This is a genomic window from Mariniflexile sp. HNIBRBA6329, from assembly GCF_043558645.1.
GTDB lineage: Bacteria > Bacteroidota > Bacteroidia > Flavobacteriales > Flavobacteriaceae > Mariniflexile.
This window is the reverse complement of record NZ_JBIFXS010000007.1, coordinates 113,827-131,290: the sequence shown is the minus strand read 5'-3', so window position 1 is coordinate 131,290 and position 17,464 is coordinate 113,827. Positions and strand designations below refer to the sequence as shown.

General features: G+C 34.2%; 18 protein-coding genes. 7 read left to right on the top strand and 11 right to left on the bottom strand.

Translation table 11 applies throughout. From position 1 onward, the window contains the following. The first annotated feature begins 19 nt into the window (after positions 1-19). The gene (locus tag ACGK9U_RS10145; protein WP_394466260.1) at positions 20-742 is read left to right on the top strand and encodes a hypothetical protein; all 723 of its coding nucleotides are present in this window, start codon (positions 20-22) and stop codon (positions 740-742) included. Here ACGK9U_RS10145 and ACGK9U_RS10140 read toward each other — a convergent pair. Next, positions 726-1,343 carry a thioredoxin family protein gene (locus tag ACGK9U_RS10140; RefSeq protein ID WP_394466259.1) on the bottom strand — a complete coding sequence of 206 codons (618 nt, stop codon included), beginning with the start codon at positions 1,341-1,343 and terminating at the stop codon, positions 726-728. The two genes, ACGK9U_RS10145 and ACGK9U_RS10140, sit on opposite strands and share 17 nt — an antisense overlap. A gap of 94 nt (positions 1,344-1,437) precedes the next feature. Between ACGK9U_RS10140 and ACGK9U_RS10135 the strand changes: the two genes are divergently transcribed. Next, complete coding sequence (locus tag ACGK9U_RS10135; RefSeq protein WP_394466258.1) at positions 1,438-2,004, top strand: DNA-3-methyladenine glycosylase I; 567 nt, start codon at positions 1,438-1,440, stop codon at positions 2,002-2,004. Between the two features lie 2 nt (positions 2,005-2,006). Here ACGK9U_RS10135 and aat read toward each other — a convergent pair whose 3' ends face one another. The 3 genes from aat to ACGK9U_RS10120 form a co-directional block, all read right to left on the bottom strand. Continuing rightward, complete coding sequence (gene aat, locus ACGK9U_RS10130; RefSeq protein ID WP_394466257.1) at positions 2,007-2,636, bottom strand: leucyl/phenylalanyl-tRNA--protein transferase; 630 nt, start codon at positions 2,634-2,636, stop codon at positions 2,007-2,009. 134 nt (positions 2,637-2,770) lie between these two features. Next, positions 2,771-3,148 carry a DUF3127 domain-containing protein gene (locus tag ACGK9U_RS10125; RefSeq protein WP_394466256.1) on the bottom strand — a complete coding sequence of 126 codons (378 nt, stop codon included), beginning with the start codon at positions 3,146-3,148 and terminating at the stop codon, positions 2,771-2,773. 38 nt (positions 3,149-3,186) lie between these two features. Then, on the bottom strand, positions 3,187-4,056 hold the full coding sequence (locus tag ACGK9U_RS10120) for a flavin reductase family protein (protein ID WP_394466255.1): 870 nt from the start codon (positions 4,054-4,056) through the stop codon (positions 3,187-3,189). Positions 4,057-4,177: 121 nt separating this feature from the next. Here ACGK9U_RS10120 and ACGK9U_RS10115 point away from each other — a divergent pair, with 121 nt between their 5' ends. Beyond that, entirely contained in the window at positions 4,178-5,326 is a 1,149-nt protein-coding gene (locus tag ACGK9U_RS10115) for a sensor histidine kinase (RefSeq protein WP_394466254.1), read from the top strand. 3 nt (positions 5,327-5,329) lie between these two features. Beyond that, positions 5,330-5,680 carry a hypothetical protein gene (locus tag ACGK9U_RS10110; protein WP_394466253.1) on the top strand — a complete coding sequence of 117 codons (351 nt, stop codon included), beginning with the start codon at positions 5,330-5,332 and terminating at the stop codon, positions 5,678-5,680. On the opposite strand, the gene ACGK9U_RS10105 is transcribed toward ACGK9U_RS10110, so the two are convergent. Both ACGK9U_RS10105 and greA read right to left on the bottom strand, forming a co-directional pair. Continuing rightward, positions 5,675-6,064: an HIT family protein gene (locus ACGK9U_RS10105; RefSeq protein ID WP_394466252.1), complete on the bottom strand. Its 390-nt coding sequence runs from the start codon at positions 6,062-6,064 to the stop codon at positions 5,675-5,677. The two genes, ACGK9U_RS10110 and ACGK9U_RS10105, sit on opposite strands and share 6 nt — an antisense overlap. Positions 6,065-6,154: 90 nt before the next feature. After that, positions 6,155-6,628, bottom strand: a complete 474-nt coding sequence (gene greA / locus ACGK9U_RS10100) for a transcription elongation factor GreA (protein ID WP_394466251.1) — start codon at positions 6,626-6,628, stop codon at positions 6,155-6,157. A gap of 169 nt (positions 6,629-6,797) precedes the next feature. On the opposite strand from greA, the gene ACGK9U_RS10095 reads away from it, so the two are divergent. Next, the gene (locus ACGK9U_RS10095) at positions 6,798-7,235 is read left to right on the top strand and encodes a hypothetical protein (RefSeq protein ID WP_394466250.1); all 438 of its coding nucleotides are present in this window, start codon (positions 6,798-6,800) and stop codon (positions 7,233-7,235) included. A gap of 54 nt (positions 7,236-7,289) precedes the next feature. Here the strand turns inward: ACGK9U_RS10095 and ACGK9U_RS10090 are convergent, their stop codons facing one another. The 5 genes from ACGK9U_RS10090 to pnuC form a co-directional block, all read right to left on the bottom strand. Continuing rightward, positions 7,290-9,467 (bottom strand): TonB-dependent receptor, encoded by a 2,178-nt coding sequence (locus tag ACGK9U_RS10090; RefSeq protein WP_394466249.1) that lies wholly within the window; start codon positions 9,465-9,467, stop codon positions 7,290-7,292. Positions 9,468-9,800: 333 nt separating this feature from the next. Continuing rightward, positions 9,801-10,208: an alternative ribosome rescue aminoacyl-tRNA hydrolase ArfB gene (arfB, locus tag ACGK9U_RS10085; protein WP_394466248.1), complete on the bottom strand. Its 408-nt coding sequence runs from the start codon at positions 10,206-10,208 to the stop codon at positions 9,801-9,803. 2 nt (positions 10,209-10,210) lie between these two features. Next, positions 10,211-11,752, bottom strand: coding sequence for a DUF4301 family protein (locus ACGK9U_RS10080; RefSeq protein ID WP_394466247.1), 1,542 nt, complete (start codon positions 11,750-11,752; stop codon positions 10,211-10,213). Continuing rightward, a complete protein-coding gene (locus ACGK9U_RS10075; RefSeq protein ID WP_394466246.1) occupies positions 11,752-12,321 on the bottom strand; it encodes an AAA family ATPase in 570 nt (189 codons plus the stop codon). The genes ACGK9U_RS10080 and ACGK9U_RS10075 overlap by 1 nt, the downstream gene beginning before the upstream one ends. Further along, a complete protein-coding gene (pnuC, locus tag ACGK9U_RS10070) occupies positions 12,282-12,914 on the bottom strand; it encodes a nicotinamide riboside transporter PnuC (protein WP_394466245.1) in 633 nt (210 codons plus the stop codon). The genes ACGK9U_RS10075 and pnuC overlap by 40 nt, the downstream gene beginning before the upstream one ends. Before the next feature lie 419 nt (positions 12,915-13,333). Here pnuC and ACGK9U_RS10065 point away from each other — a divergent pair, with 419 nt between their 5' ends. Both ACGK9U_RS10065 and ACGK9U_RS10060 read left to right on the top strand, forming a co-directional pair. Continuing rightward, positions 13,334-15,505, top strand: coding sequence for a T9SS type A sorting domain-containing protein (locus tag ACGK9U_RS10065; RefSeq protein WP_394466244.1), 2,172 nt, complete (start codon positions 13,334-13,336; stop codon positions 15,503-15,505). 111 nt (positions 15,506-15,616) lie between these two features. Continuing rightward, positions 15,617-17,443 carry a rhamnogalacturonan lyase gene (locus ACGK9U_RS10060; RefSeq protein WP_394466243.1) on the top strand — a complete coding sequence of 609 codons (1,827 nt, stop codon included), beginning with the start codon at positions 15,617-15,619 and terminating at the stop codon, positions 17,441-17,443. Positions 17,444-17,464 lie beyond the last annotated feature (21 nt).

The following is a 17,464-nucleotide window of genomic DNA, read 5'->3' as shown; positions in this document are numbered from 1 at the left end:
CATAAAACAAACTATTTGCTTGCGCCTAACAGATCAACATAAAGCCCTACTCATTACCTTTCTAATTTCCGGAACGGTGGTTTTGTCTGTTTTTAACTTAAGCATTAAAAACCAAGAAGAAGCCATTGCCGAAAGTTACTACGAGTTAGAACCCGAAAAAGAACTGACCGAAGAAGATAAAAAATTAATTGAGGCTTTGGAAAAACTCAATAATAGCAAAGCCGAAACCAATAGTGCTTATAACGAAGCCGATAATAACAAGCATTTTGCACAAGCTTACAAGCAAATTGCACCGCCTGAAGATTATGTACCTGCTAATAGCGAAGAAAACGATGGTGAAGGTGATGAATCTAACAGTTTAGGCGAAAACAAGCCTTTAAAACCTGCTGTGAACAAAGAAGAGTTATCTTCTTATAGCAAAGTAAACGATTTATTAAAACAACAACAAAATACCGGTGTTAACACCAAAAGTACTGTTAGTTTTTCGTTGGTAGATAGAAAAAAAGTTTCCATTCCTATACCCGTGTATTTATGTGAAGTTGATGGGAAAATAGTTATAAATATTACGGTTAACGCCAATGGCAACGTTACAGATGCTTATTTTAACAATGCATCTTCTACAAAAAACGACTGTTTAGTTCAACATGCTTTAGAGTATGCTAAAAGTTCACGTTTTAGTGCTGATGCTTCTAAAAAAACCCAATTAGGGTCTATTACCTTTCATTTTATTGGCAAACTGTAGGTTGTAATTCACAAAGTATATTGGTAACATCATCAATAATATTTTGCCCTTTATTACTATTGTACCAATGTTGCAAATCTTCTTTAAATTCTGGACTTAAAGCCCCATGTTTCGCTTTGTAAGCGTTTACAAGACTAGAAGCTTCGCTTGGTCTAGGCCCGTAACTGTTTAAAACCGCTCCCGTTTCATCATCAATCATAATCAGTTTGGGTATGGAACGACTTCCATTGGTTAAAAACGCATCCATAAGTTCAGGATTTTTGTCTCTCAACACAATTTTTAAATCAATGTGATTATTTAATTCAGCAATTTTATTCAATACAGGCAACACATGTGCTGCATCGCCACACCAACTTTCGGTAATAACCAACCAAGTAACATTTTGGTCAAATTCACATATTTCTTGTTGTGCTGCTTCAGTAATTTTTAAGGTTTTATCCCAGCGGTTCATGCGCCTCTCGTTCAGCTTGGTGTAATTTACCAAAGCCTCGGTCTTATCATTTCCAGTTGTTGAGTTTTGCTCAGATAATTCCTTAACTAATTCTCTATAAACTTGATAAGTTGAACTATTCTTTAAACTATTTTTTATAATTGAATCCATAATACCATGCTGTTAAAACACAAAAATAGTGCCTTCATATTTTAATTTAAATGACTTTTGTCATACATTTACCTTAATCCTTACAATAAGTTTTATGGTTGAAAAACACAAATGCGGTTGGTGCTTAGGCGATGCGTTATATGAAGCATACCACGACCAAGAATGGGGCGTTCCGGTTTACGATGATGCTACCATTTTTGAATTTTTAATATTAGAAACTTTCCAAGCAGGCTTAAGTTGGATTACCATTTTGCGCAAACGCGAAAACTTTAGGGCAGCATTTGATAATTTTGATTACAAAAAAATAGCAACCTACAGCCAAGATAAAATAGATGCTTTACTACAAGACGCTGGCATTATTAGAAATAAGCTGAAGATGAATGCCACCGTTACCAATGCCCAATTATTTATAAAGGTCCAAGAGGAATTTGGCAGTTTCAGTAAATACATTTGGGGATTTGTTGATGGTAAACCTATAAAAAACAAGCTAAAAAGTTATAAAGAAGCTCCTCCTACCACCGCCATTAGCGATGCTCTAAGTAAAGACTTAAAAAAGCGTGGGTTTAAATTTGTGGGTTCTACCGTTATGTATGCCCACATGCAAGCTACGGGTATGGTGAACGACCATGAAGCTGGTTGCTTTAGATACAATGAGGTCTGAAATCAAACCCTTAAATACTCCATAAAAATCTCCCTAGAAATCTCTTCAGCACCCAAACTTTCCAAATGGTTTGTGTAAACTTGGCAATCTATAAGCTTATAATTGGTGTTTTGAATAAAGGTGATAAAAGCCACTTTACTGGCATTGCTTTTTTTAGCAAACATGCTTTCGCCACAAAATACGCCATTTTCTAAATCTACGCCATAAAACCCGCCAATTAAATCATTTCTATCCCAAACCTCAACCGATGTTGCATAACCTAATTGATGTAATTGTACGTAGGCTTCAATCATATCATTTGTTATCCAAGTACCTGCTTGTCCGTTGCGTTTGGCTTTAGAACATTCTGTAATTACCGCCCTAAAATCTTTGTTTAAAGTAACTACATAGTCTTTGTTTCTTAATACTTGTTTCATACTTTTTGAAACCTTTAGCTTTTCTGGAAATAGTACAAAGCGTGGATTGGGCGACCACCATAAAATAGGTTCCCCTTCACTAAACCATGGAAAAATACCGTGTTTATAAGCATATACCAAGCGTTCTACCGATAAATCGCCACCTATAGCCAGCAAACCATCTTCAGTGGCTTTGGAGACATCTGGGAACTTTATATTTTGATTTAGTAAATGCATTTAAAAACAGCTTGTTGTTTTTGAGCTATGCTTCTTTAGCAAGTATGTAAAAGTAAAAAACCTCCATGTTATTGCAAACATGAAGGTTGTTATTATAAGCCCTTCGACTTAGCTCAGGGCAACAAACGGTTTGATTAGAATGGTAAATCGTCGTGATCGTCTTCATTCAAATCACCTGCTGGTTCAAAAGCATCCATTGGTGGTACTGGTGGCAAACTTCCATCAGCCGCTGCTGCTTGTAATGCCTCAATTCTCCAACCTTGAATGGAGTTGAAATATTTAGTTTCACCTTGTGGATTCACCCATTCTCTACCTCGCAAATTGATGCTTATTTTTACTTGCTGACCTACTTTATAACTGTTAAGTAAATCGCATTTATCTTGCACGAATTCCACCATAATGTGTTGTGGATATTGCTCTTCAGTCGTTACTACAATTTCTCTTTTTCTAAACCCATTACCTCCAAAAGTTTGAGTTTCGCCTACCATTTTAATTCTTCCTTGAACTTCCATTTAATCTATTTTTATTCTTATTAATATTTTCAATTCGTTTAAGACAACAATACTTTCCAAGCACTTTCTACATCACCAAAACTTAAATAATTACGTGCCAACTTATGCTTTTGTCTATGGGGCATGTTCTTCATGTCTGGATACCTTTCACTAACATCTGCAATAAAAGCAGTTACTTCAGCTTCTGTAGGTAAACTTTCAACATTACCCAACATACCCAAATCATTTCCTGTTAAAACCATACTGTTTTTAACCTTTTCGGGAAAACTATCAACCCCAATACCCAATGTTGTTAAAGGTTTCGGTATTTCAAAAAAGCCTTTTTTTACTCTGCTATAATAACTGCCTCCTGCTCTGGCAACCAAATCTAATTTTACTTGGTTTATGGAGCCATCTTCATTTAAAACATCTTCATCTATATGAAGTTTTACCACTTCACAAATGACCAAATTTCCTGCGCCACCTTCGTTTCCTAAAGCAATAATATCGGTTACCTTACACTCTAATTGTACGGGTGATTCGGCGACACGAAATGGTTTTACCAAATCAGACTTCAACATAGTAAAACCTGCCTTTTCAAACTCGTTAACACCTTCGGGATACTCGGTACTACTTAACGATGCTTGGTGAACCATATCAAAACTCACCACATTAATAACTACTTCCTTGGTTGCTGTTACATTTTGAAGCGTGTGCTTAATGGTATTATCTTTTACGCGTCGCGAAGGTGAAAAAACCAATATAGGTGGATTCGCACTGAACACATTAAAAAAGCTAAATGGCGATAAATTAGCATGTCCATCGGCATCAACCGTACTTGCAAAAGCTATAGGTCTTGGCGCTACAGCACTTAACAAATAACTATGTAATTTACTGGTAGATAAGCTTTTTGGATTTATCGAAAGCATTAAACTTTTTTAATTTCAACAAAAGTAACTAAACTAAAGTACAACAAAAAACCATTTTACTAACAACTTGAACAATAATATTAACAGATTTGCATTATATTACAAGTTATTTAATTTAAGAATGATTTTTACAAAATACAGCAACACGTTACGTTGGGTTATTATAATAGCATCGTTTGCTATTGTATCGCTTATTTTATGGAAAACCTATGAGTTTTTCCAGCATTTTAAGGAAGAAGAACGTACCAAGATGGAAAATTGGTCGTTCGCACAAACCGACATTATAAATTCGGAACCCAATGCCAATTTAGATTTAACTTTAAAAATACTTAGCAGTAACAAAACTACCCCTATGCTTGTTATAAATGAAGATGGCAGTTTGAGTAGTTACAACAACATCAACGAGAAAAAAATTTCAGATTCACTCTACTTAAAAAAATTAATTGTCAAGTTTGAACAAGAGAACAAACCTATTCCTGTAAAATTAGATGATAGTATTGTTGGCACTATCTATTATGGAAATTCAGAATTGCTGAACAAATTAAAATACTATCCGTTAGCCTTATTACTCATTGTTTTCTTGTTTGGTGCCGTTGTTTTCTTTTTTTACCGAAGCAATAAAAATGCCACTCAAAACAAACTCTGGTCTGGTATGGCTAAAGAAACGGCGCATCAAATAGGCACACCTTTATCGTCTTTAATTGGTTGGACAGAAATTTTAAAATCCGAAAACACAAACCCCGATTATATTGTCGAAATTGAAAAAGATATTGACAGATTACAAACCATTACTGAGCGTTTTAGCAAAATAGGCTCCGTTCCTACCTTAGAAGTTGCTGATATTGTAAAAGAAACCATCGATTCATATGATTACTTAAAGGCACGTTCTTCAAACCTAATAGATTTTGATATTATTATTCCTAAAGGAAAAATTTTAGTAAACCTAAACAAACAACTGTACAGTTGGTGTATCGAAAATTTGGTAAAAAATGCCATAGACGCTATGAAAGGGCGCGGAAAACTTACCGTTGAAATTTCACAATTGGAAAACACCATAATGATTTGTGTAACCGATACGGGAAAAGGCATAAGCAAAAAGAATTTCAATAAAATATTTGAACCCGGTTTCACCACTAAAAAACGTGGCTGGGGATTGGGCTTATCGCTTACAAAACGTATTATTGAAGATTTCCATGATGGAAAAATAAAAGTATCACATTCTGAAATAGGCAAAGGAACCACCTTTCAAATCACGCTTAAACGTGCATAAATTATGACTGAGCAATTTATATTTATAAAAAAAGTAGATCTAAATAACAACTGCCCTATTTGCTACAATAACGATGGCTTACATTTAACCTGCAGCCAAAAAGTTGTAGAAAACAATTTTTATAAATCTGTTACATCTGAAATTAAGTACGATATGGCCTGCGATAATTGTAAAAGCATCATTTACCCTGTAAATTGGACAGATGATATTGAACGCGTTTTTGAATATCACAAAAAAGCGTTTAACCCAAGAAACCCATCTATGCATCTAAAAAAAGCATCTTGGTTGGCTATTATTTCTGGTGTTATTATAGCTGTTTGTATTGTGTCCGTTTTAGTATATAGCCAACTATAATTGCGCCTTAATACTGTTTGCAACTTCTTGAAATTCTTCTGGAGTTAGTTTTGTTTTTTGAATAAAACGAGCATCTTCCATACTGTGCAGCGGAATTAAATGAACATGGGCATGTGGCACTTCCAAACCAATAACGGTAATCCCCACGCGTTTACATGGAATGGCTTTTTCTATAGCTTTGGCTACACGTCTTGAAAACTGCATCAGCCCTAGGTATGAAGCTTCGTCTAAATCGAAAATTTTATCAACTTCCTTTTTAGGAATGCAGAGAGTGTGCCCTTTTGCATTGGGATTTACATCTAAAAATGCCAAAAACTCATCGGTTTCTGCTATTTTATAACAAGGAATTTCTCCGTTAACTATTTTAGTAAAAATTGAAGCCATATTATTGAGAGTTGATGTGAATAATTGTAAATATAAAAGATTCCTAATTTAGTTTAACTAGGAATCTTTTATAAATATTTTTTTTAAGAATTATCTGGATATTTCGATAATATCAAATTTCATTACACCATTAGGTACTTGTATTTCGGCAACATCGCCTACCGATTTGCCCAACAATCCTTTTCCGATAGGTGAATTTACGGATATTTTTCCCGAAGCTAAATCTGCTTCACCATCGGCCACCAAGGTGTAAACCATCTCCATACCATTGGTTTGGTTTTTTATTTTCACTTTAGATAATACCAATATTTTAGAATTATCTAATTGCGATTCATCAATAATACGTGCTCCTGCCAACGCATCTTCCAATTTGGAAATACGCATTTCCAGCATGCCTTGTGCTTCTTTAGCAGCATCATATTCTGCATTTTCACTTAAATCGCCTTTATCTCTAGCTTCAGCAATGGCTTTAGATGCTTTTACGCGTTCCACATCTTTTAATTGCTTAAGTTCTTCTCTTAATTTTTTTAACCCTTCTGGTGTATAGTATGATACTTTACTCATAACTTCATCGTTTTATTAATTATAAAATGCTGAAACCTACTTCAACATCTCTAAGTATAGGCGTTCAGCATAAAAAAATCTCGTATATACGAGATTGAGTAACAAATATACAAAATATTTAGCGCATTTTGCTTAATGTTGTAAATTGAAAATTATGATATACTTAAATATGAAGTCCTTTTTATATATAATTTGTTTTGTGTTATTGACAGCTTGCAGCTCGGATAACGTAACCAAAAACCCTTATTTACCAAATTATGAATTTAACACAGGAAGCTTAATTAACACGAATTTACCGCAATACAGCCATTTAAAATTCCCTAACAATTCTATTGTTTTGAACAGTCCGTATGGTATTAATGGCGTGGTGCTTTTTTACGCAGGCGGCAGTAATTATAATGCTTTTGAAATTACAGACCCAAACCACCAAATAAGCACCTGTTCCAAACTAAGCGTTGAAGGTTTTATTGCCTCTTGTAATTGCGATGACGGCAATTCTTATGATTTGCTTAATGGCGTTAAAAGGGAAGGCACAACAGGCTCATACCCTTTAATTCGCTATAGGGTTGAAGTTTCGGGTTCTATTATTAGAATTTATAACAATTAAAAAAAGCGGTACTAATTAGGACCGCTTTTTTATACTTGAATTTGAGACAAAAATTTAAAACATCAAAGTAATACCTGCTAAAAAGTTGGTTTTTGCTTGTGGGTAATACACATAATATCCTCCTCCATAATCAAAACCATTAGAATTATACTCAGCGCCCCATATATTATTTATAATTCCATTTATTATAATAGACTTAAAGATTGCTTTAGGCTTCAACTCGTAATTCACATTAAAATCCACGGTATTATAAGCATCTATTTTAGAATCTTTGTCCCCAATATTATTCATAAGTTGTTTGCCAACATATTTACTAATAAATGCTAATTGTAAATTTTTAACAGGAGCATAATTAATAACTGTACTGCTTACAGTACTTGGGGAATATGCTATTTCGGTCTCTCCCAAAGCTTCGCCATTTAAAAATTGTCCTTTATTTAAATTTCTGTTTCTACTTAAAGTAGCATTAGCTTGTAAAGAAACTTTATCATTCAACACTAAAAATCCCTCAAGCTCCACCCCTGCTCGGTATCCTTCACCTGCATTAGCTCTAATAGGTGCTCCAACATCATCAATAGCTCCTGTTAGCACCAACTGATCATTATAATACATAAAATAACCATTAGCATTGAATTTTAAGTTTTTGGTATTATATCTATACCCTAACTCAAAATCATTAAGCTGTTCTGGCTTTACATCTGGACCATTTTCAAAATCTGTTCTACTAGGCTCTCTATTGGCTCTAGCATACGATGCGTATAAATTATTTTCCTTGTCAAGGTTTACACTAATTCCAACTTTTGGATTGATGAAATTATAGGCTTTATCAACTTCAAATGCGGTACGATTAGAGGCCATTCCTGAAGTTTTATAATCTACACGTCTATACTGCATATCTCCATATAAGCTCAATTTATCATTAAGTTGATAAGTAGCTTTAGCAAAACCACTGGCATCACTTTTGCGAGAGCTGGCAAAGTAGTAACGATGGTCTTTATCAATATCTACAGCATATTGTGCCCAAATTATTTCACCAAAATGATCACCTTCATATAAATTGAATGATCCTCCGGCAATTAAATCTAACTTATTGTTTTTATAATTTAAACTAATGTTTGCAACGTAGTAATCGTTATCCAACCATTTTCTGCGTGCATAATCCATACTTTCTACCGTATTTCCATCTACATTTATTGGATTTAATCCTAAGAACGAAAATTTTGAGTCATCAGAAAAGAAAACGTTTTGATAAAAGTAATCATCCACATACTCTTCATAAAACCCTCTTCCGTAAGTGTAATTCAAACCTACATTTAAAGATAATGTATTGTTAAATCGTTCATTCCAATGTAACTGATAATGATCTTGTTTATAATCATCTACTTGATTATCATAGTATCCAGTAATATTTCCTGCATCATCCATTTGGGTTCCTGCTATATTTACCGTTCTATCTGTATCAATTGTAAAAATATCCACACCGTACCAAGCTTGATAGGTAACCTCTTCTCCTCCAAATGCTATGGCTTTAATAAGTCGGTTACTATCTTTGTAAGCTGCTTGTAAAAAGTAAGATTTCAAATCTGAACTTGCTCTATCGATAAAACCATCTGATTTAATTTTAGATAAACGACCAGAAATTTCAACTTTATCATTTAGCAAACCGGTGCTAAATTTCACGTTGTTTCTTAAAGTATTAAAACTTCCAAAACTAGTTGATATTGAAGCCGAAGCATCATTATTTACAGCATCTGTTAAGATATTAATACTGGCTCCAAATGCACCCGAACCATTGGTAGATGTACCTACACCACGCTGCACTTGTAAATTCTCAATGGAAGAAGAAAAGTCTTGTAAATTTACCCAGAATGCACCTAAACTTTCGGCATCGTTATAAGGTATTCCATTAATGGTAACATTGGTAGACCCTCCGCTAACACCTCTTACTCGAATTCCAGTATAACCAATACCTGCTCCAGCATCACTCGTGGTAACAACTGATGGCAAATAATTTAACAAAACAGGAAGGTCTTGCCCCAAATTGCGTTTAGACAATTGCTCTTTTGTCACATTTGAATGCGTTATTGGCGAATCTGCATTTACCCTAACGGCGTTTACTAAAACTTCATCTAGCTTTTGTGTTTTAGTGGAATCTTGTAAAATTTGATTGTTTTGTGCACTTGCACTGACTGATAACACAAATAGTGTTAAAAAAAGAAATAAATTTTTCATATCGATTAAATATATAATCGAATAAAAAGAGGTAATTATTCTTTATGGTTAATAATTATTGTTTTATTGAATTTTGCAAAATATTACCACGTTCGTAATACTTTGAATTTTCAATTTTAATCCCTAAACAGCATTACCTGTTCTAGGTTCATTGGGTATGATCTCAGCCAAATGGATTTACGATTTTGGATTATGGATTTTAGATTTTTGAACGTTTTATTCATTAATCTTCAATCGTTAATCGTCAATCATCAATCAATCGAGCACCCCTTTATGAGAACGGTGCAAATGTAGTAACCAATTATCAATTGGCAATTAACAATTGTACTTTTTTTAATCTAAGTCTGGTTTTTGCCTATTTGCCTTTTTATCAGACAGTTTACGCTTACTTTTTAAGCGTTTTTTAATAACGGCTCTTGGAATTTTTGTAGGAATTCGTTTTTTAGGAATGACCAAACTGCGCTCGATAAGTTCAAAAAAACGTTTTATTACAAGTTCTTTGTTTTTATGCTGACTTCTACTCTCATCGCATTGGAGCATTAAAGCCCCTTCTTTTGTTAATCTGTTTTGAAGTTTATTAATGAGTCTTTCTTTTAAATCTTCATTAAGAATTTCGGATTCAAATAAATTAAAAACAAGCTCTACTTTTGAAGACACTTTATTTACATGCTGTCCACCAGCACCAGAACTTCTAACGGCTTTAAAAGTTAATTCTTGCAATAAGGCGTCTCTATCAAACATGGTTAAACTTGATGTGCAGGTTTTAGTAAATCGTTTACTGTTTTTACTGGATTGAAAGTTGATACTGGAATTTCAACAAATATAGAATTCCAATGAGCCATACTTCCGTTCCACAATCCAGGAAGTTCCAAGGCCTTTATATCAACTCCGTTTTGAGATTTCATGGTTATAAAAGCAGCTTTGGGATCGACATATTTAGTTAAATCAAATTTATTCCCATTATAGTCTTTTACCCCACAAACCAAATCGGTCGGGTTGAAATGGGTTGCGTTATCTACAATACTTTTTTGTGATTGATTTTCAATATCAATTTGGGCAAACTCAACAATTTGCAATGAAACAACACCATTTTCATCCTTTACCCAAAATGGTCCGCCTCCTGGCTCCCCTTCATTTTTAACCATACCGCAAACCCTCATTGGCCTATTAAGTTTACTATGTAAATAAGTTCTTTTTTCTTTTAAGGTATAGTTTTGATAAGCTTCGTCTAACTCAACATTTATACGATTTATCACAAACAGTTCAATGTTATTAACCTCATCTTCCGATATGTCGTCATCGTCTAAATTGTTCAAATATTTAAACACTTGTCTTTGTATTTGCAACAAAATTCCAGCTAACATTTTTTTATAGTTTGAAATCTCTATATTTTGTTCTAACACAACAATATTATCGATGTTTTTTATAAAAACAAGATCGAAATCTAACCTGTTTAAGTTTTCAATTAAAGCGCCGTGACCCGATGGTCTAAATAGTAATTTACCATCTTCTGTCCTGTAAAGTTCATCTTTTGATGTGATAGCAATAGTATCGGTAGAGTTGCCTTGGTATGAAAAAGACACATCAAACTGCGTGTTGTTTTCTTTTTCAAGTCTTTCTTTTATAAGCTTTAATTCTCCTTCAAACATTTCTTTATGTGCTTCCGATATGGTAAAATGCAAATGCGTAGCATCTCCCAAAGTTACATACATGGTAGCTTCTAATAAATGTTCTTGAAAAGCAGTTGAAACGTGATTTTCGTATTTATGAAATGGCAATAATCCCTTTGGAAAAAAACTATAGTTTAATTGATTGGCATCCAGCATGGTTTTTACAAACAAAACATATTGTTCGGCTAATGGTAAGCTATCTATATTTGGATTTGCCTCTTCCATTTTGCTTCTAACTATTTCATAAAAAGGAAGCTTTTCTAAACCGTTTAAAAACTCGTTAAAGAGTTTGTTTTTTTCAGAATAAGCTTCAATAGTATCTTTGGTTTCATCAAATTCATTTAAAAACTGAAACAAAAATTTAAACATACGTGTTGCAGCACCTGAAGCTGGCACAAACTTTACAATGGATAACTCGTGTCGTTTGCTTTCAAAAAAATCGATACAACCTTGTTGTTGCTCATCATTTTTTCTTAGAACACCATTGCCAATAGTTGCAGCATCTACCAAATTTGAATAGCTCACTCCAGACTTAATAAGTTCTATTTGGGCTTTTACTTTTTCAACCGTTAATCCGTGATTTTCTATTTGTTGAATATCCTCTTCTCTAAACATTACTTGTTTTTACTTAGTAATTCATCAATACATTTAACTGCCATTTCTAAGCGTGCTTTTTTATCACCTTTTAATAAAACATAAGGACGATTGTTTTCAATTAAAGCATTTTCAAAAGCTTCAAACATGGCTTCTCGTTCTTCTGGTTTGTCCCTTAAATCGTCCGCTTCCCAAGGGATATCAATATAGGTCAAAAAATACAAATCGTAAGTGTTTTCTAACGCATATTTTTCAAGGATTGGGTCGCAATAACCTAGGTAATAGGCTTCGGAATATACTTTGGTTTCAAGCAAATCGGTATCGCAAATTAAAACTGTATTGGTTTTTTGAGCCAATTTGTTTTCTAATTTAACCTGACCTTCAGCAATAGGCAATAAATCGTTTGGCTCACAGGTTTTTCGTTCATCGTTCCATTTATTTTGAAGGTATTCGCGAGCATATTCTGGCACCCAAACCGAATTGTAATATCTCGCCAATTGAACTGATAAAGTTGTTTTTCCAGTTGATTCTGGGCCAAATAAGACTACTTTTATGCAGTTTGAAGGTTGTTGTTTAAATTTTTCTTCCATAAAAAATAAGCTTGTACCGCTAAAACCGTAAATATAAGGTATTGAAATGAAAGCATACCCCAACCTCTGTAGGCATAGAGTGGAATGGTAACAATATCGGCTATAATCCAAAGTGTCCAATTCTCAATTTTCTTTTTTGCCATATACCACATAGCTGTAAAAAACAGACCGGATGTAAACATATCTACGTAATTTGAAGTTGTTATTTCGTTCCCGAAAATGCTATAAACTATGTATGTAAATACTATGGTAAAAACAAACAAACCAAAACCAATGACTTTCTCCTTAGTGTTTGTTATTGAAATTTCAACTACCTTTTTATTGTTTTTAGTTCTAGACCAATTCCACCAACCGTATATGCTCATTATGGAAAAATAAAAATTCATCATCATATCTCCATATAATTTATCATTTAACAATAAATAAACCGAAATTACGGTAGCAATTAATCCTGTAGGATATACTAAAATATTTTCCTTTTTGGCACACCAAACACTTATAATACCTGTAACCATAACAATAGCTTCCAGTATAATTACGAAAGTGTCTTTATCTTGATATGAATTTAAGAAAAAATCAAAAATTTGATTCATAGTTGCATATGCTTTACTTCTCTATTTTCAATAATAATTAAAACTTTTAAATATACTATGTTTTCATTCTGTATTAATTTCCCTTTACATATAATGAAATTAATTCAGTAAATCTAAATGATTTACAAATGTCAATTAAAGCAAGCTTGTAATACAATAAATACACTAATGAACATCAATGCTTTATTTGTCTATTATCCTATAATTAAATAGTTTATAACAGGATGGAACAGGATAGTATCCTTAAATGTAAAATTTACATTTGTTATTCACAATTAACAAAAAACGGTTAATTACATAAATAACATTTTCGATTTGTTTTTACTAAACACATGTTAAACATAACATGTTAGAAAAAAGGTGACAAATATAATTTACCTATATATCTTTTCTAAAAACAACTATACTAAACCACTTTTATGACAAGAAAACTACTAAAAATTAAGACAATAAAAAGTAGGCTTAGCCCTTATTTAAAAAACAATCTGTGCATTTTAGCTTTTATAATAACAATTCCTGTTATAGCCCAAAAGCAAATGGAAAACTTAGACCGTGGTGTATTGGCGGTACGCACAACCTCTAGCCAAGTATTGGTAAGTTGGCGAATTTTCGGTCATGAATTTGAAAATGCATCTTATAATGTATACAGGGGTTCTACTAAATTAAATGCAACACCTATAACTGGCGCAAGCAATTATGTAGACAACACTTCAATTAACGGTACATATAGCGTATCTGCCATTATAAACGGTAATGAACAAGAGGGTTCTAAACCCATAGATGTATGGAATAAAATATACAAGAAAATACCAATAACAGCACCTACAGGCGGTACAACTCCAGACAATGTAAGTTATATATATGAAGCCAATGATGCTTCTGTAGGTGATTTAGATGGCGATGGCGAATATGAAATAATTTTAAAATGGATGCCAACCAACTCCAAAGACAATTCTCAAAGTGGTTATACAGGAAATACCATTTTACAAGGATTAAAAATGGATGGCACTGTTCTATGGACTATAGATTTAGGAAAAAACATTCGTTCTGGCGCGCATTACACACAATTTATGGTGTACGACTTAGATGGCGATGGAAAAGCTGAAATTGCCTGTAAAACTGCCGATGGAACCGTTGATGGTGTTGGAACCGTTTTAGGCGATGCCAACGCTGATTACCGAACTTCAAATGGTTACATCTTAACTGGTCCAGAATATCTAAGTCTTTTTAATGGTGAAACGGGAGCTTTTATTACTACACATGACTATATTCCTGCCAGAGGGTCTGTTTCTAGTTGGGGAGATAATTATGGTAATAGGGTCGATAGATTTTTAGCCTGTGTTGCTTACTTAGATGGAGAACGCCCTAGCTTAGTATTTTCTAGAGGCTATTACACGCGAGTTGTTATAGCTGCCTTTGATTACAGAAATGGCCAATTAACAAGTCGTTGGGTATTTGACACCAACGATGGCGGCGGTAAAGAAGTTGTTTATGGGCAAGGAAACCACAGTATAACTGTTGGTGATGTAGATGGTGATGGAAAAGACGAAATACAGTTTGGATCGGCAGCCATAGATGATGATGGCACAGTACTATACTCTACCGGCTTTGGACATGGTGATGCGAGTCATTTAGGTGATTTTGATCCTGCCCGTGAAGGTTTAGAATACTTTATGGTACACGAAGAAGCTAATAGACCTGAAGTACCACAAATAGATTATAGAGACCCGAAAACGGGACAAGTATTTTGGTCTATTCCTGGAAGTGGAGATATAGGCAGAGGAGTTATTGCTGATATTGACCCCAATCATCTTGGAGCTGAAATGTGGGCCTCTAATGGATCGGGTATACACAATATTAATGGCGATGTCATTTCTACAACATATCCAACAACAGCTGGTAATGGAACAACTTTCAACATGCTTGCTTGGTACGACGGAGACTTATTAAGAGAGTTAGTAGATAGAACAGTTATTACCAAATGGAATGCTACTAGAGTAAGTACAGATAGAGTTTTAACCGCTTATAATTATGACAATGTTTCTGTTACAAGCAACAATGGTTCAAAATCAAACCCATGCTTAATTGCGGACATTTTAGGTGATTGGCGTGAAGAAATTATTTGGAGAAAGTCTGACAATACGGAATTGGTCATCTTTTCAACACCTAACACTACAACCGAAAGAATTTTTACATTAATGCACGATCCTCTTTATCGCACAAGCATTGCATGGCAAAATGTAGCGTATAACCAACCTGCCCATACCGGTTTTTATTTAGGGGTTGGTATGCCAACACCGGCAGCTCCTAATATCTATTTAGCAAACAGCGGTACACTTTCTGATACGGATATAAACATAAAAAACAGTTCATCAATAAAAATTTATCCAAATCCAACCACCGGTAAATTATATATTTCAGGAGTAAATACTGGCACTATTGAAGTATATGATAGTATGGGTAAATCTTTAATTAAGACAGACGCTATTAGCACTAAAAATATAGACTTAAGTAATTACCCTAAAGGATTATATTTAGTAAAAATATCGCAAGAAACAGGAATAAAGGTATTTAAGACCGTAGTTAAATAATTTCATTTTCTCATGAAAACGCATAAATTTCAAACTATTAAAACTACAAAAAAAGTCTGTTTTTCATTTTGTAAAAACCTATTGCTTCTTTGCGCATTTATACTAACATTTATGCCAATGTCAGCTCAAAAACAAATGGAAAATTTGGATAGAGGTGTATTGGCAGTTAGAAAAAACAGCAACGAAGTTTTAGTAAGTTGGCGAATTTTAGCTTCAGAGTTTGAAAATGCTTCATACAATATATACAGAGGCTCTACCCTATTAAATACAATACCTATTACTGGTGCGAGCAACTTTATCGATACTATAGATTCGAACGAAACATACAGCGTATCTGCAATTATAAATAGTAAAGAGCAAGAAATCTCAAAGCCAGTAAATGTTTGGAACAATATTTACAAAACTATCCCTATTAAAGCTCCAAAAGGAGGAACAACTCCTGACGGTAGAGACTATAAATATGAAGCAAATGACGCTTCTGTTGGAGACTTAGATGGTGATGGCGAATATGAACTTATACTTAAATGGATGCCCTCAAATTCGCATGACAATTCCCATAGAGGTTATACCGGTAGTACTATTTTACAAGGATTGAAATTGGACGGCACTATTTTATGGACTATAGATTTAGGAAAAAACATTCGTTCAGGTGCACATTACACGCAATTTTTAGTTTATGATTTTGATGGTGATGGAAAAGCAGAAATAGCTTGCAAAACTGCCGATGGCACTATTGATGGAAAGGGAACTATTTTAGGTGATGCTTCAGCAGATTTTAGAACCCCAAACGGCTATATTTTATCCGGTCCCGAATATTTGAGTCTTTTTAATGGTGAAACAGGAGCTTTTATAACCACCCAAGATTATATTCCTGCAAGAGGAAATATATCCGATTGGGGTGATGGTTACGGGAATAGAGTAGATAGATATTTAGCCTGTGTAGCTTACCTTGACGGAAAACGACCAAGCTTAGTATTCACAAGAGGTTATTACACACGTACTGTTCTAGCTGCCTACGATTATAGAAATGGAAAACTAACAAACCGTTGGATATTTGACACCGATGAAAAAGGAAATGAAAAATATTACGGACAGGGAAACCATAATTTAGCAGTAGGTGATCTTGATGGCGATGGGAAAGATGAAATTCAATTTGGCTCATGCGCCATAGATGACGATGGTACTGGTCTATACTCTATTGGATTTGGCCATGGCGATGCTGCACATTTAGGAGATTTCAATCCTGAACATGAAGGATTAGAATATTTCATGGTTCACGAAGAAGCCGACAGACCTGAAGTACCACAAATAGATTATAGAGACCCTAAAACAGGCAAAGTATTTTGGAGCGTTGCAGGTAAGGGCGATATTGGAAGAGGTGTAACTGCAGACATAGACCCTAACTATATTGGCACAGAAAGTTGGGCATCAAATGGTTCCGGAATCCACAACAGCAAAGGCGAAGTCATTTCAACAATATATCCTTCCACAGGTAGAAGAGGTGCTAGCTTTAACATGCTTGCATGGTGGGATGGTGATTTATTGCGTGAGCTAGTAGATAAAACTGTTGTAGCCAAATGGAATCCTACCACTAAAAGCTCAGACATTCTACTTACTGCCTATAACTATGACAGCATGAACTTAAGAAGCAACAATGGCACAAAATCAAATCCTTGTTTAATTGCTGATATTCTTGGAGATTGGCGGGAAGAAATTATTTGGAGAAATTCTGAAAATACAGAATTGGTTATTTTCGCAACACCTTATAGTACTAACGAGCGCATATTTACATTAATGCACGACCCATTGTATCGCGTAAGTATTGCATGGCAAAATGTTGCTTACAACCAACCTGCCCATACTGGTTTTTATTTGGGTCATGGTATGGCAAAGCCAAAAGCTCCTAAAATTTATTTGGCAAAAAAACCAATTAAATAAAAACCTAGAAAACAGAACATC

Coding starts and splice junctions, on each gene's coding strand:
- ACGK9U_RS10140 (WP_394466259.1), bottom strand. CDS start 1,343: ATGGATTCAATTATAAAAAATAGTTTAAAGAATAGTTCAACTTATCAA.
- ACGK9U_RS10135 (WP_394466258.1), top strand. CDS start 1,438: ATGGTTGAAAAACACAAATGCGGTTGGTGCTTAGGCGATGCGTTATAT.
- aat (WP_394466257.1), bottom strand. CDS start 2,636: ATGCATTTACTAAATCAAAATATAAAGTTCCCAGATGTCTCCAAAGCC.
- ACGK9U_RS10125 (WP_394466256.1), bottom strand. CDS start 3,148: ATGGAAGTTCAAGGAAGAATTAAAATGGTAGGCGAAACTCAAACTTTT.
- ACGK9U_RS10120 (WP_394466255.1), bottom strand. CDS start 4,056: ATGCTTTCGATAAATCCAAAAAGCTTATCTACCAGTAAATTACATAGT.
- ACGK9U_RS10115 (WP_394466254.1), top strand. CDS start 4,178: ATGATTTTTACAAAATACAGCAACACGTTACGTTGGGTTATTATAATA.
- ACGK9U_RS10110 (WP_394466253.1), top strand. CDS start 5,330: ATGACTGAGCAATTTATATTTATAAAAAAAGTAGATCTAAATAACAAC.
- ACGK9U_RS10105 (WP_394466252.1), bottom strand. CDS start 6,064: ATGGCTTCAATTTTTACTAAAATAGTTAACGGAGAAATTCCTTGTTAT.
- greA (WP_394466251.1), bottom strand. CDS start 6,628: ATGAGTAAAGTATCATACTATACACCAGAAGGGTTAAAAAAATTAAGA.
- ACGK9U_RS10095 (WP_394466250.1), top strand. CDS start 6,798: ATGAAGTCCTTTTTATATATAATTTGTTTTGTGTTATTGACAGCTTGC.
- ACGK9U_RS10090 (WP_394466249.1), bottom strand. CDS start 9,467: ATGAAAAATTTATTTCTTTTTTTAACACTATTTGTGTTATCAGTCAGT.
- arfB (WP_394466248.1), bottom strand. CDS start 10,208: ATGTTTGATAGAGACGCCTTATTGCAAGAATTAACTTTTAAAGCCGTT.
- ACGK9U_RS10080 (WP_394466247.1), bottom strand. CDS start 11,752: ATGTTTAGAGAAGAGGATATTCAACAAATAGAAAATCACGGATTAACG.
- ACGK9U_RS10075 (WP_394466246.1), bottom strand. CDS start 12,321: ATGGAAGAAAAATTTAAACAACAACCTTCAAACTGCATAAAAGTAGTC.
- pnuC (WP_394466245.1), bottom strand. CDS start 12,914: ATGAATCAAATTTTTGATTTTTTCTTAAATTCATATCAAGATAAAGAC.
- ACGK9U_RS10065 (WP_394466244.1), top strand. CDS start 13,334: ATGACAAGAAAACTACTAAAAATTAAGACAATAAAAAGTAGGCTTAGC.
- ACGK9U_RS10060 (WP_394466243.1), top strand. CDS start 15,617: ATGCCAATGTCAGCTCAAAAACAAATGGAAAATTTGGATAGAGGTGTA.